The organism is Paracoccaceae bacterium Fryx2 (assembly GCA_032334235.1).
Taxonomy (GTDB): domain Bacteria; phylum Pseudomonadota; class Alphaproteobacteria; order Rhodobacterales; family Rhodobacteraceae; genus JAVSGI01.
Window position 1 is genome coordinate 699,954 of the sequence record JAVSGI010000005.1, and the last position, 12,637, is coordinate 712,590.

Consider the following 12,637-nt stretch of genomic DNA (forward strand, 5'->3'; position numbering starts at 1 on the left):
GCTTTGGGTCTGCCAGAGCCGCGCAGGCAGGTCAATGGCGCGCCCGTCCTGCCGGGCGCGCGCATCGCGTCATTGCCGGTTGTGTCGCCAGTCCTCCAGCGCGGGATTTGCGGTTTCGGGCGGGGTTTCGGCCGCAGGCGGCGGCGCGATCACCGGGCGGGTGCGAAAGTAATGCGCCTCGCGCGCCCCGAAGTAGAAGCTGACCACCGCCCCCAGCAGCCACCAGAGCGGTTCCGGCACATGGTTCAGCCCGACCATCCGGTTGGCAAAGCCCGGCGGGTCAACCATGGCATAGCCGAACAGCCCCAGCGTGCCGAAGGCCAGCAACGGGCGCGGCAGGCGGTTCAGCCCGTTCACCAGCCGGTCGAACCAGCTTTGCGACGGCAGCGCAAACTCCAACCCCAGTTGCTTCAATGCCTGCGCCTGCGCCTCGGCCGAAAGCTCCATGCCGCGGGTGGCGTTGGGGGTGAAGACCTCGGCCACCCCGCGCACTGCGGAGCCAAGGGCCGTGACCGCCTGCCCGCCGCCAAGCATCTGCCCGATCATGCCCATTTTGCCACCCGCGCGCGGTGCTGCGCCTCGGTCAGGTGATAGCGTGGCGCCATGAACTCCTCGGCGCGGGTGATCCAGCCACCCTTGCCGCCATCCCGCCTGCGGGCATATTTCCGGCTGGCGGGGCGGGCATCGGCGATGGCGTAATAGTAGTTGCGCCGGGCGATGGCATAGGCATCGGCCAGATGGGTCGGCGCCGCCTCGGCTGCCGCCTGCGCCGCGCGGATGGTCAGCGGCCCGATCACCCCGTCGGGGTCGCAGGGAAAGCCCATGTCGGTCAGCAGCCGTTGCAGCACCTTCACCGCATTCGAGCCGGCATTCACATACATGTCGAACAGCGACGCCTGCAGCACCTCGGGCAGGGCCGCGATCCTTGGCGCATTGAAATAGTGTTCGACGAAGATCCGCGCCGCCTGCGCCCGGGTCAGGCGTTTTACGTCCTCGACTGTCACCGCGCCGTCGCCTGTGACATCCAGTCCCAGCCGCCGCATCGTCGCCAGCGTGACGCCGTATTTGGTCGCCCCGCCCGGATCGTCGGGGTCGTTGACGTAGCCGCCTTCGCGCGCGACGATCTCTTCGGCAATGGTCTGAACGGATTTCATGATGTGCCCCGCATGGTTTCCCTGCGGGACAGGCTGGCGTCAGCCGGTTAATTCCGGCGCAATCAACCGTTCGGCGGCGCGTCCGGCTGCTGATAGACGCCCTGATCCTTCAGCGCGTCCATCACTTCCTTGGGCATGTAGGTTTCGTCATGCTTGGCAAGGATCTCGCTGGCCTGAAACACCCCGTCCACCAGCTTGCCGGTGCCGATCATGCCGGTGCCTTCGGAAAAGAGGTCGGGCAGCACCCCGGAAAAGGAAACCGGCACGGTCGCCGCGCCGTCGGTCACCCGGAAGGTCACGGTTTCGCCCTGCCCGCGCACGACGCTGCCTTCCTCGACCAGACCGCCCAGCCGGAACACCTCGTTCGCCTCCGGCGGTTCGTCGCGCACCTGGATCGGCGCGCGGAAGAAGTTGATCCCGTCGCGCATCGCATAGCCGATCAGCGCGGTCGATCCCGCCAGCGCCACAAAGGCCAGTGCGATCACCTGAATCCGCCGCTGTTTCTTCAGACCCTTCATCTTTCCCCCTCCGGCGTCACGGGAATACCGGCGCCAGCATCAGCCCCGCCGTTTCCTCGAGCCCCAGCATCAGATTGGCGTTCTGGATCGCCTGACCCGAACTGCCCTTGCACAGGTTGTCCAGCACCGTGACAACCATCGCCCGCCCCGGCACCCGGTCACCGATCACGCCGACATGCACATAGTTGGAGCCCCGGATGTCGCGTGTCGAGGGCAATGCGCCAAACGCCAGCACCTCGACAAAGGGTTCCAGCGTGTAGCGCGCCGCCAGCGTGGCATGAACCTCTGCCGGATCGCCTTTCACATAGACCGACGCAAGGATGCCCCGGTTCATCGGCAGCAGATGCGGGGTGAAGCGCACCTGCACCGGGCGCCCGGCCAACTTGCTGAATTCCTGATCGAATTCGCCCAGGTGGCGATGCTTGCCCCCGGCCGAATAGGCATGTGTGCCCTCGCTCAGCTCGGCGTGCAGCAGGCTTTCCTTCAGGCTCCGCCCTGCCCCCGAAACCCCGGCCTTGAGGTCGATCAAGATGTCGTCAAGGTCGATCACCCCGGCCTCGATCAGCGGGCGCAGCGCGAACTGACCGGCGGCGGCATTGCAGCCCGTGCCCGCCACCAGACGCGCGGCGCGGATGTCGTCGCGGTAGAATTCGGTCAGACCGTAAACCGCCTCGGCCTGCAATTCGGGGGCGACATGCGGCTGGCCATACCATTTCTGATACTCCGCCGGGTCGCGCAGCCGGAAATCGGCGGAAAGATCGACCACCTTCTGGTCGGACGGCAGCGCCGCAATCACCGCCTGGCTGGTGGCATGGGGCAGCGCGCAGAACGCGAGATCGACATGGGCAAAGTCGATCTCCTCGATCCGGCACAGCTTCGGCAGGTTCAGGTGGCGCAGGAACGGGAACACATCCTCCATCGCCATCCCGGCCTTGCGGTCGCCCGACAGCGCCACAATCTGCATCGCGGGATGGGTGGCGATCAGGCGCACCAGTTCGGCGCCGGTATAGCCAGACGCACCAAGTATGGCGATTTTCTTTTTCATTTCAGGGCCTTCCAGACGTATCTTCCAGTTTCAGGCGGCGTCAAAGCTGATCCGGCAGTTTCAGGCGGCGTCAAAGCTGATCCGGCGTCGCAGGAACTGCGTGGCCTTGTTCGACACCGAGGCCGGATCGCCCGTGGTCAGGAACTTCGACTCGGTGCCGGACCCCAGAAACTCGGGCCTGCGTGTCAGATAGTCGGCAAGGCTTTCGGCCACAAGATTGGCCTGCGAATAGACCTTTACCTTTTCCCCCAGCGCCTCGGCGAAAACCGTCTGCATCAACGGGTAATGGGTGCAGCCCAGCACGGCGGCCTGCGGATGCGGCATCCGGCGCTTCAGCGCCTCGACATGGGCTCGCACCAGCGTTTCGGCCAGCATCTCGTCGCCCTGCTCTATGGCATCGACCACGCCGCCGCAGGGCTGCGCCTCGACATCCACCCCGATGGCACGGAACGCGAGTTCCCGCTGGAAGGCGCGGCTTGCCACCGTGGCGGGGGTGGCGAACAGCGCAACATGCTTGACCGACACCTCGCGCGGCGGCGAGTTGTCGCCCCATTGCCGCTCGGTCAGCGCCTCGATCAGCGGCACGAACACGCCCAGCACCCGCTTGCCCGGCGGCACCCAGGTTTCCTGCATCCGTTTCAGCGCGGCCGCACTGGCGGTATTGCACGCCAGGATCACCAGATCGCAGCCTTCTTCCCACAACCGTTCGGTCGCGGCACAGGTCAGCGCGAAAATGTCGTCAGGGGTTCGCACGCCATAGGGCGCATGGGCGTTGTCGCCCAGATAGACGAACGGCACCTCCGGCAGCCGCCGCGCCAACGCATCCAGCACCGTGAGGCCGCCCAGCCCCGAATCGAACACCCCGACCGCCATCTGCCCACCCCTCCCTTACCGGGATTTGTACTTCGCCTCGAACTCGTAGCCCAGATCATAGGATTTCATCGGCGCGGGCGAAAGCTCATAGGTGGCCTGGCGCAGAAACTCCATCATCGCCTTGGGGTCGGATTTCAGCGGCTGCAACCGGGCCGAGGCGATGGGCGCGCCCACCACCACCTGCACCGGCTCGTCCACCCGCGCCTTGAACTCCTTGATCAAGAGGCCAAGCCGCAGCGTCGAATGCATGTGGCTGGCCACCTGGAACAGCCGGCTGTTGTGGCCGGTGAAGAACACCGGCACCACGGTCGCATCCGACCGGGCGATCATCTTGGCGGTGAAGTTGCGCCAGCCCGGGTCCATCGGGTGCGAGAAGGGCCTGGCGCTGGTTGACACCGTGCCGCCCGGAAACACCCCGATCGCTCCGCCATCGGCCAGATAGGCCAATGATTTCGCCCGGGTTTCCAGGTTCAGCTTCACCGCCTCGCGCGTGTCGTCAAACGAGATCGGCAGCACGACCCGGTTCAGATCCTCGGCCCGGCGGAACACCGAATTGGCGAGAATGCGAAAATCGCCCCGCACCCGCGACAGAAGGTGCCCCATCATCAGCCCGTCGAGGATGCCGTAAGGGTGGTTCGCAATCACCACCAGCGGCCCGTTGGCCGGGATGTTGGACAGGCTGCCCCCCACCACGTCGAGGCTGAGCCCATAGCGTTGCACGATCACGTCCCAGAAGTTCAGCCCGCGCGCCACGTCGGCCTCATAGCCCCGCGCCCGGCGCATCAGCGACAAGCGGCCCGTCACGTTTTCCAGCACCCGGATCAGCGCGCGACCGCCACGGGTCTGCGCCGACGAGGCATAGCTGATCTCGCGTGTGACATCCTTGCTGGTCATGCGGCGGCCCTTCCCGATGCGGCTTGCCTTAGCGCCAAACGCCAAGTCTGACCAGCAAAGATCAAGAGATTGCGACAGTCCTGCGACAGTCGCGTCAAGGTCACCTTGCCGCCATGGCCTGCGGCGCCCCGCCCGCCCGCAGGGCTGCCAGCAACTCGGTCCGGCGCGCGGCGGCCCGTGCGGCATTGGCCGCCATCACCGGTCCGAACCCGCGGATCGTCAGCGGCAGTTCCGCCAGTTCCACGGCAAGCGCCCGATTGGCGGGCGTCAGCAGCGGCCGGATCGCTGCCATGTCGGCCTCGTATTGCGCGATCAGCCCGCGCTCCATCCGGCGCTCGGCAGTTTGCCCGAACGGGTCGGCGAAGGTGCCGCGCAGCGGCTTCAGCGCGGCCAGCACGCGAAACACCGGCAGCATCCACGGCCCGAAGGCGCGCTTCTTCGGGCGGTGGCCGTCCTTGCCGGGCAGGAACGGCGGCGCCAGATGGAAGGTCGGACGGAACGGCCCGTCAAACTCGGCCCGCGCCTTTTCGACCGATTGCAGATGCAGCCGGGCAACTTCGTATTCATCCTTGTAGCTCAAGAGCTTGTGGTAGCCTTTTGCCACTTGCGGCCGCAGGCTTTCGGGCGTCGCCGCCACCAGTGCCAGATAGCGCTCCGCCAGTGCCGCATTCTGATAGGCGCGCAGGTGCGCTGCACGAAACGCCACCGGGTCGGGGGCGGCAGGCTGCGCCGGGGTCAGCACCGCCGCGACCTGATCGGGGTGCAGCACCGCCCAGCGGCCAAGCTGGAACGCCCGCGTGCTGGCTTCCGCCCCGCTGCCGTTCAGCACGATGGCGCGCAAGATCGCTTCAAGGCTCAGCGGCACGAAACCCCTTTGCCACGCCGCGCCGAACACGATCATGTTGGAATAGAGGCTGTCGCCCAAGGTCGCCCGCGCCAGGTCTGACGCATCGAAGAACGTCACCCGGTCTTGCAGCCGTGCCTGAAGTGCCACTTGCAACCTGTCGGACGGAATGCGGAATTCGGTATTGCGGGTGAAGTCGCCGGTGACGATGTCGTGCGAGTTCACCACCGCGCCGGTGCGCCCCGTGGTCATCAGGCCAAGGGTCTTCGCCCCCGCCGTCACCACCAGATCGCCGCCGATCACGCAATCGGCCTCGCCCACCGCCACGCGGATCGCGCTGATGTCCTCGGGCGTCTCGGCAATCCGGCAATGGATGTGCACCGCGCCGCCCTTCTGCGCCAGACCCGCCATTTCCATCATCCCGGCGCCCTTGCCGTCGATGTGCGCCGCCATCGCAAGGATCGCGCCGACCGTCACAACCCCGGTGCCGCCCACCCCGGTGACCACGATGGTGTGCGTGCCCCGGATGGTTGGCAGAACCGGCAGCGGCAGGTCAGGCAGGGTGATCGCGGCCGTGGCGGCCTTGCGGGGCTTTGCGCCGTCAAGGGTTACGAACGACGGGCAAAACCCTGACAGGCAAGAGAAATCCTTGTTGCATGACGACTGGTCGATGGCCCGCTTGCGGCCCAGTTCGGTTTCCACCGGCACGATGGACACGCAATTAGACTGCACGCCGCAATCGCCGCAGCCCTCGCAGATGTCCGTGTTGATGAAAACCCGGCGGTCAGGGTCGGGGAAGGTGCCGCGCTTGCGGCGTCGGCGCTTTTCGGCGGCACAGGTCTGCACATAGACAATGGCCGACACGCCCTTGATCCTGCTGTAATCTTCCTGAACCTGCATCAGCGCGTCGCGGGTTTGCAGCGCCACCCCGGGCGGGAAGGCCGTCAGGTCCAGCCCTTCCTTGGGGTCATGGACCACCGCGACATGCGCCACCCCCATCGCCCGCAACTCGCGCACGATCCGGTCGGCGGTCAGCCCGCCCTCGTTGCCCTGACCGCCGGTCATCGCAACGGCGTCGTTGAACAGGATCTTGTAGGTGATCGTGGTCCCCGCCGCCAGCGCCGCCCGGATCGCCTGCACCCCGGAATGGTTGTAGGTTCCATCGCCAAGGTTCTGGAAAACATGCGAAGTCTTCGAGAACGGCGCCTCGCCGATCCAGTTGGCACCCTCGCCGCCCATCTGGGTGAAGCCGGTGGTAGACCGATCCATCCACTGCACCATGTAGTGGCAGCCGATGCCCGCATAGGCGCGGCTGCCCTCGGGCACCTTGGTGGAACTGTTGTGCGGGCAGCCCGAACAGAAATAGGGCAGCCGCGCGGCCATGTCTTTCGCATTGTCGGCCCGCCGCGCATCGGCCAGCCGGGCGAGGCCCGCGGTCACGGCGTCGGTGGCGCGGCCCTCCTCCAGCAGGATGCCGCCGATTTTCTCTGCAATCTGAATGGGGTCGAGCGCAAACCTCGTCGGAAACAGCTCCTCGCCACGGTCGTTCTGCCAGCCATAGACGCGCCGCCCGCGCCGGTCGTGGAAAATCGCCTCCTTGGCCTGCACCTCGATCAGCTTGCGCTTTTCCTCGACTACCACGATCAGGTCCAGCCCTTCGGCCCAGGCGTGGAAACCCTTGAAATCCATCGGCCAGACCTGCCCGACCTTGTAGGTGGTGATCCCCAGCCGCTCCGCCTCGGCCGCGTCGATGCCCAAGAGCGACAGCGCGTGAACGAGGTCGAGCCAGTTCTTCCCCGCCGCCACGAGGCCGATCTTCGCCCCTGGCTTGCCCCAGACCCGGCGGTCCATGCCATTGGCACGGCTGAACGCCTCGGCGGCAAAGCGCTTGTGGTCGATCATCCGGGCTTCCTGCGCCACCGGCGTGTCGATCAGCCGGATGTTCAGCCCGCCCGGCGGCATCGCGAAATCAGGCTGCACGAAACGCATCCGGTGCGGGTCGCCGTTCACCACCGCCGTCGCCTCGACCGTGTCCTTCATGGTCTTCAGCCCGACCCAGACCCCGGCAAAGCGGCTGAGCGCCCAGCCGTATAGCCCGTAATCCAGCACCTCCTGCACGCCGGCCGGGCTGACGATCGGCATGTAGGCATCGACCATCGCCCAGTCGGACTGGTGCAGAGTGGTGGAGGATTCGCCGGTATGGTCGTCGCCCATCGCCATCAGCACGCCGCCAAAGCGGCTGGACCCGGCCATGTTGGCGTGGCGCATCACGTCGCCCGAGCGGTCCACCCCCGGCCCCTTGCCGTACCAGAGCGCGAACACCCCGTCGAACCGCCCCTCGCCCCGCAGTTCGGCCTGCTGGCTGCCCCAGATCGCGGTGGCGGCCAGATCCTCGTTCAGCCCCGGCTGGAACAGCACGTCGGCCGGTTCCAGCACGGCCTTCGCGCGCGCCATCGTCATGTCCACCGCGCCCAGCGGCGAGCCGCGATAGCCGGTGCAATAGCCCGCCGTGTGCAGCCCCGCCGCCTTGTCGCGGGCCTGCTGCATCAGCATCAGCCGCACCAGCGCCTGCGTGCCGTTCAGAAGAACCGGAGATTTCGCCAGATCGAAGCGGTCGGACAAAGATATATCCTGCCTGCTCATTGGGCACCTCCCCTTGCTTTCAGAGCCGTTGGTGCATGATAGGTCAAAATGACTGACCTACAAAGCACAAAATAACCCATGATCCATTTGCAACTCTGCTATGCAGAACATAGATAACCGCTGCGGGGGATCACCCTTTGATGCGAAGAGCGGTATGATGGACTGGGACAAGCTGAGGATCTTTCACGCGGTGGCCGATGCGGGCAGCCTGACCCATGCGGGCGATTCGCTGCATCTGTCGCAGTCTGCGGTCAGCCGCCAGATCCGCTCGCTCGAGGAAAGCCTGAACGTCACGCTGTTCCACCGCCATGCCCGCGGCCTGATCCTGACGGAACAGGGCGAACTGCTGTTCGACGCCACGGCATCCATGGTCAAGCGCCTGGAAGCCGCCGCCGCCCGCATCCGCGACTCGGAAGACGAGGTGTTCGGCGAACTCAAGGTCACCACCACCACCGGCTTCGGCACCCTGTGGCTGGCGCCGCGGCTGACCACGCTCTACAAGAAATACCCGGCGCTGAAGATCGACCTCATGCTGGAGGAACGCGTGCTCGACCTGCCGATGCGCGAAGCCGACGTGGCGATCCGCATGAAGGAGCCGAGCCAGGCCGACCTGATCCGCAAGCGGCTGATGAACATCCGGATGCGGCTTTACGCCTCTCCCGAATATCTGGCCGAACATGGCACGCCCGAAAGCATGGACGATTTCGCCCATCACCGGCTGATCTGCCAGCACCCGGGCACGGCGCAGGTGATGGCCGGGGCGCAACTGGTGGCCGAGCTGATGAGCCACGACATTCCGTCAACCCTGACGGTGAACAACTATTTCGGCGTGCTGCAGGGCGTGCTGAACCACATCGGCATCGGCGTGCTGCCCGACTATCTGACCGAAGATTTTCCCAAGCTTGTCCGCGTGCTGCCCGAGGTCGAATCCGGCGACGTGCCGGTGTTTCTGGCCTACCCAGAAGAGCTGCGCCATTCCAAGCGGGTGTCGGCCTTCCGCGAGTTCGTGACGGAAGAAATCTTCAACTACCGCAAACGCCAGCAATCCTGACCCGAACGGGCCGACAGCGGCAATCGGAATGCAAGGGAATGTCAGCCATGCATATCGCGCATGTCGGCCATGCTGCGCCTGCGACGAGTTGCACCTTGTGCCGTCGCATCTGTCCGCCTAAGTCCCAACTTGAAGGTGAGACTGGTTTACCTGTCATGCCTTCATACCTCCCTGTTGGACTTGGCCGAGCTTTCAGCTCGGCCTTTTTTTGGCTTGGGCCCTTTTTGGTCCTGTTTGCCCGAAATCACGGCAGAACCGCAGGGCATTGCCCATTGGCCGCGCAGCCGCCGGGCTGTAGCGCGTCAACCAGCATGTCCGTGACCGTCAACCACGTTGGCCGGTTTTAGGCCGCTGGGTTGGCGTATCTGGAATTGTTTTTCGCTCAGCCTTCTCCTTTGTCCTTGTTGTCGGCGATGGTTGTCGTTGGCGGTCTGCTCAGCGCCTCTTTGTTGGAGGCGGCCGCGCGCTGGCGGAAGCTTTCGGCATTCATCTCCAGGATCGCTGCGTGATGAACCAGCCGGTCGATGGCGGCGACGGTCATCGCCTTGTCCGGGAAGATCTGGTCCCAGCCGCTGAAGGGCTGGTTGGCGGCGATGGCGATGCTGCGGTATTCGTAGCGCCGGGCGATCAGTTCGAAGAGCACGCCGGTTTCGGCCTGATCCTTGTGGGCGTAGGTGATGTCGTCGAGGATGATCAGGTCGAACTTGTCGAGCTTGGCGAGCGCGGCTTCGAGCACCAGATCGCGGCGGGCGGCCTGAAGTCGCTGCACCAGATCGCTGGTGCGGGTATAGAACACGCGGTGTCCCCGCTCGATCAGGGCATGGCCTATCGCGCAGAGAATGTGCGTTTTGCCCGTGCCGGAATTGCCGATGGCGATCAGATTGCCGCCACCCTCCAGCCAGTCGCCGGCCGCCAGAGCTTCCACCCGGGCACGCGGCAGGGTTGGCAGCGCCTTGAAGTCGAAGGTCGCCAGCGTCTTGCCAGCCGGTAGCTGTGCCTCGTTCATGTGGCGCTGAATGCGGCGCATGTCGCGCTCGGCCAGTTCGTATTCCGCGAGGACAGCCAGAAAGCGGGCAGCGGGCCAGCCTTCGGCATCGGCGCGGGTGGCGATGTCGGCCCAAAGCTTGTGGAAGCTGGGCAGGCGCAGCGCGGTCAGCATGCTGGGCAGCGTGTGGATGTCGATCTCGCGGGAGGTCATGCGCAGGCTCCCAGAAGGGCATCGAAGCTGTCGAGCGAGGGATGGGCGACGGTGACATCTGTCGGCAGCGCCGTTTGCTTCGGGCTCAGGCGGAGCATCAGCAGGTCAGGGTCCGGCACCCGGCCGGCGTCGAGATCGTCCGTCAGGAGATGCGCCAGTTCCGCCTCGCAGGCCCGGTCGTGGGCGATGAACAGCAGGTCGACCATGCGGCGGCAGGCGTCGCGGCGGGGCAGATCACGCTGCAGCACCTGCCAGGCTGCAGCGTATTCGGTTCGCGGGAACAGGCTGTCGCGGTAGATCGAACTCCACAGGGCTTGCGGTTTGCGCCGCAGCGCGTGGATGACGTGATGGTAGTTGATGACATGCACGCGATGGCCGTCGCCGCGACCACGCGCCCTTGTATGGCTGACGACCAGGGTGCTGCCGAGAAAGGCCTCAAGGCGATCGTCGTAAAGGTGGACCCGCAAGCGCTGCCCGATCAGCTGCGACGGGGCGCTGTAGAAGATGCTCTTGACCAGAAAGCCGCTGGTGCGGGTGACCGGAACCACGGTCTCTGTAAAGTCGGTGGTGCGCCGGCGCGGCAGGGGCTTCAGATGCGCCCGTTCCACCTGCGTGGCCGCCGCCCGCTGCCGGTTGCGCCGTGCCACCAGAATGTCGATGAAGCGCCGGTAGTCCTCGATGCTGGCGAAGTCGCGGCTGCCGCGCAGGATCAGCGCCTGTTCGATGGCTTTCTTGAGGTGCCGGTTCTGGGATTCCACCGCGCCGTTCTCATGAGCCTCGCCGCGGTTGTTGCGACTGGCCTCCATGCCGTAATGGCCGACGAAGGCATTGTAGCGCGTGGTGATATCCTGGCGCTGGTCAGCCGTCAGGTTGCGGAAAGCGGCCGAGAGGCTGTCGGTGCGATGCTCCTGTGGTGCCCCGCCGAGCGACCAGAGCGCCTGCTGCAGGTTCTCGGCCAAGGCCGTGAAGCTCTCCCCGCCCAGGACCACCCCGACATGCTCCCACCGGCTGTAGACCATGACGAAGTGGTAAAGCAGATGCGGGAATAGCTGGCCCGCGATCGTCACCTCCAGCTCCTCGGCATGAGTGAAGTCAGACTGGGCCATGCGGCCCGGCTCCGGCGTCTGGCGGAAGATGATGTCGCGCTCGGGTCCGTTCAGCGCCCGCCACTGCCGCACCCGCCGTTCCAGGGTGCGCCGGATGCGGTCATCGGGGAAGGCCAGCGGGTGCAGGCCCTGAAGGTGGCGCAGCAGGGTGACGGCCTGCAAAGTGCTGTCCCTCTCCAGCAAAGGAAGGATGTCGCCCTCCCAAAAGCCTTCGAGGGGATCGGCCACCGTGCGCCCGTGAACGATCTTGCGGTTCGAGGGCAGCGTCGGATTGGCATCGAACCGTCGGGCCGTGCGCTCACTGAACCCGGCGCGGGCGGCCGACGTGCGCTGACTGTGATATCGGAGGTCGGACATGTATAATCTCAATTGCTGGTCGTTGATGGGTTTGTAGGCCAACCCGGATCCTCCGTTTGACGGCAGAGGAACCCGGCTTACCAACCCGCAGCGACCAGCACCTTCCCCGAAATCAATCAAGCCGGTGGGGCTGCCCTCCAGACGGGCATGCCCGTCTTCCGTTCAGCCCCACCGGCCAAGGTGGTTGTCGGCACCGGCCAAGATGGTTGTCGCGCAACACGCCGGGCTTTGGTTCGGGTCGTGCAGGGCGGCCGCGGGGAATCAAAAACAAGACCGGCGCAGGAAACCCGCGCCGGCCACGTCAGAAAGACAATTCAGAAACTCAGGAGTTGGCGCGTTGAACCCGCGCCAGATATTCTGCGGCGCCATCGCGCGACAGGGTCGATTTCGGGCCACCTTCGCGGGCCCGACGCTCTGCAACCCTCGCGCCGACGAAGGCCATGACCGCAACGAAACCCAACGTACCGAAGTTCAGAAATGCAAGTGCCTGATCCATGGTGTCCTCCTGTTCTGGATACAGTTTCTACGCCACGGGATTTTAATCGGATCACAAGGATTCAGCTTTTTTCGCAGGCTGCTTCAATAGACCAGCACGATGACCGCCAGGAAGTAGATCAGCATCCCGATCCAGCCGAACCCGGCCGCGATCAGCGAGGTCACGAACAGCAGCAGCAGCACGCAGCCGACCAGAACGGCCTGGCGGCGCGGCGGCAGCGCCCTCAGGCGGGCCTCGGCGCTCTTGCCATCGGGCGACCGCCACAGCCGCTCCAGCAGCGCCGCGGCGATGGCCCGCAACCAATCCCAGATGCCCGCCAGCAAGGTCAACTCCCCGCCCTCCGCTTCCGTCCTCACCCGATGTCACAATCGGGTAACACGGGGAAAGGCATCGGGGCAACAGCGCCGACAAGACTGGGGCCTTTTCCCATGCGCCCCTTTCGATTAAGACCGCCCAAC

General features: G+C 65.5%; 12 protein-coding genes. 1 reads left to right on the top strand and 11 read right to left on the bottom strand.

Annotated elements, in window-relative coordinates; genetic code table 11:
• Window positions 1–69: 69 nt before the first annotated feature.
• The 7 genes from RNZ50_12585 to RNZ50_12615 form a co-directional block, all read right to left on the bottom strand.
• A complete protein-coding gene (locus tag RNZ50_12585) occupies window positions 70–552 on the bottom strand; it encodes a holin family protein (GenBank protein ID MDT8855838.1) in 483 nt (160 codons plus the stop codon).
• Entirely contained in the window at window positions 543–1,154 is a 612-nt protein-coding gene (locus RNZ50_12590; protein ID MDT8855839.1) for a holin-associated N-acetylmuramidase, read from the bottom strand. The genes RNZ50_12585 and RNZ50_12590 overlap by 10 nt, the downstream gene beginning before the upstream one ends.
• 62 nt (window positions 1,155–1,216) lie before the next feature.
• Entirely contained in the window at window positions 1,217–1,672 is a 456-nt protein-coding gene (ccmE, locus tag RNZ50_12595) for a cytochrome c maturation protein CcmE (protein MDT8855840.1), read from the bottom strand.
• Window positions 1,673–1,688: 16 nt separating this feature from the next.
• On the bottom strand, window positions 1,689–2,717 hold the full coding sequence (gene argC, locus RNZ50_12600; protein ID MDT8855841.1) for an N-acetyl-gamma-glutamyl-phosphate reductase: 1,029 nt from the start codon (window positions 2,715–2,717) through the stop codon (window positions 1,689–1,691).
• Between the two features lie 60 nt (window positions 2,718–2,777).
• Window positions 2,778–3,590: a glutamate racemase gene (gene murI / locus RNZ50_12605; protein ID MDT8855842.1), complete on the bottom strand. Its 813-nt coding sequence runs from the start codon at window positions 3,588–3,590 to the stop codon at window positions 2,778–2,780.
• Window positions 3,591–3,605: 15 nt separating this feature from the next.
• Entirely contained in the window at window positions 3,606–4,484 is an 879-nt protein-coding gene (locus RNZ50_12610) for a lysophospholipid acyltransferase family protein (protein ID MDT8855843.1), read from the bottom strand.
• Window positions 4,485–4,584: 100 nt separating this feature from the next.
• Complete coding sequence (locus RNZ50_12615) at window positions 4,585–7,971, bottom strand: indolepyruvate ferredoxin oxidoreductase family protein (protein ID MDT8855844.1); 3,387 nt, start codon at window positions 7,969–7,971, stop codon at window positions 4,585–4,587.
• A 157-nt stretch (window positions 7,972–8,128) separates the two neighbouring features.
• Between RNZ50_12615 and RNZ50_12620 the strand changes: the two genes are divergently transcribed.
• On the top strand, window positions 8,129–9,022 hold the full coding sequence (locus RNZ50_12620) for a LysR family transcriptional regulator (protein MDT8855845.1): 894 nt from the start codon (window positions 8,129–8,131) through the stop codon (window positions 9,020–9,022).
• 382 nt (window positions 9,023–9,404) lie between these two features.
• Here the strand turns inward: RNZ50_12620 and istB are convergent, their stop codons facing one another.
• From istB to RNZ50_12640, 4 genes are all read right to left on the bottom strand, one after another.
• Window positions 9,405–10,220 (bottom strand): IS21-like element helper ATPase IstB, encoded by an 816-nt coding sequence (gene istB, locus RNZ50_12625; protein ID MDT8855846.1) that lies wholly within the window; start codon window positions 10,218–10,220, stop codon window positions 9,405–9,407.
• Entirely contained in the window at window positions 10,217–11,725 is a 1,509-nt protein-coding gene (gene istA, locus RNZ50_12630) for an IS21 family transposase (GenBank protein ID MDT8855847.1), read from the bottom strand. The genes istB and istA overlap by 4 nt, the downstream gene beginning before the upstream one ends.
• Before the next feature lie 280 nt (window positions 11,726–12,005).
• Window positions 12,006–12,179: a hypothetical protein gene (locus RNZ50_12635; protein MDT8855848.1), complete on the bottom strand. Its 174-nt coding sequence runs from the start codon at window positions 12,177–12,179 to the stop codon at window positions 12,006–12,008.
• Window positions 12,180–12,262: 83 nt separating this feature from the next.
• Window positions 12,263–12,508, bottom strand: coding sequence for a hypothetical protein (locus RNZ50_12640; protein ID MDT8855849.1), 246 nt, complete (start codon window positions 12,506–12,508; stop codon window positions 12,263–12,265).
• Window positions 12,509–12,637: the final 129 nt, after the last annotated feature.

Bases quoted from the DNA above. Each gene is read 5' to 3' on its own strand.
- RNZ50_12635 (MDT8855848.1), bottom strand. From the start codon at position 12,179: ATGGATCAGGCACTTGCATTTCTGAACTTCGGTACGTTGGGTTTCGTT.
- murI (MDT8855842.1), bottom strand. From the start codon at position 3,590: ATGGCGGTCGGGGTGTTCGATTCGGGGCTGGGCGGCCTCACGGTGCTG.
- ccmE (MDT8855840.1), bottom strand. From the start codon at position 1,672: ATGAAGGGTCTGAAGAAACAGCGGCGGATTCAGGTGATCGCACTGGCC.
- argC (MDT8855841.1), bottom strand. From the start codon at position 2,717: ATGAAAAAGAAAATCGCCATACTTGGTGCGTCTGGCTATACCGGCGCC.
- istB (MDT8855846.1), bottom strand. From the start codon at position 10,220: ATGACCTCCCGCGAGATCGACATCCACACGCTGCCCAGCATGCTGACC.
- RNZ50_12610 (MDT8855843.1), bottom strand. From the start codon at position 4,484: ATGACCAGCAAGGATGTCACACGCGAGATCAGCTATGCCTCGTCGGCG.
- RNZ50_12615 (MDT8855844.1), bottom strand. From the start codon at position 7,971: ATGAGCAGGCAGGATATATCTTTGTCCGACCGCTTCGATCTGGCGAAA.
- RNZ50_12590 (MDT8855839.1), bottom strand. From the start codon at position 1,154: ATGAAATCCGTTCAGACCATTGCCGAAGAGATCGTCGCGCGCGAAGGC.
- RNZ50_12620 (MDT8855845.1), top strand. From the start codon at position 8,129: ATGGACTGGGACAAGCTGAGGATCTTTCACGCGGTGGCCGATGCGGGC.
- RNZ50_12585 (MDT8855838.1), bottom strand. From the start codon at position 552: ATGGGCATGATCGGGCAGATGCTTGGCGGCGGGCAGGCGGTCACGGCC.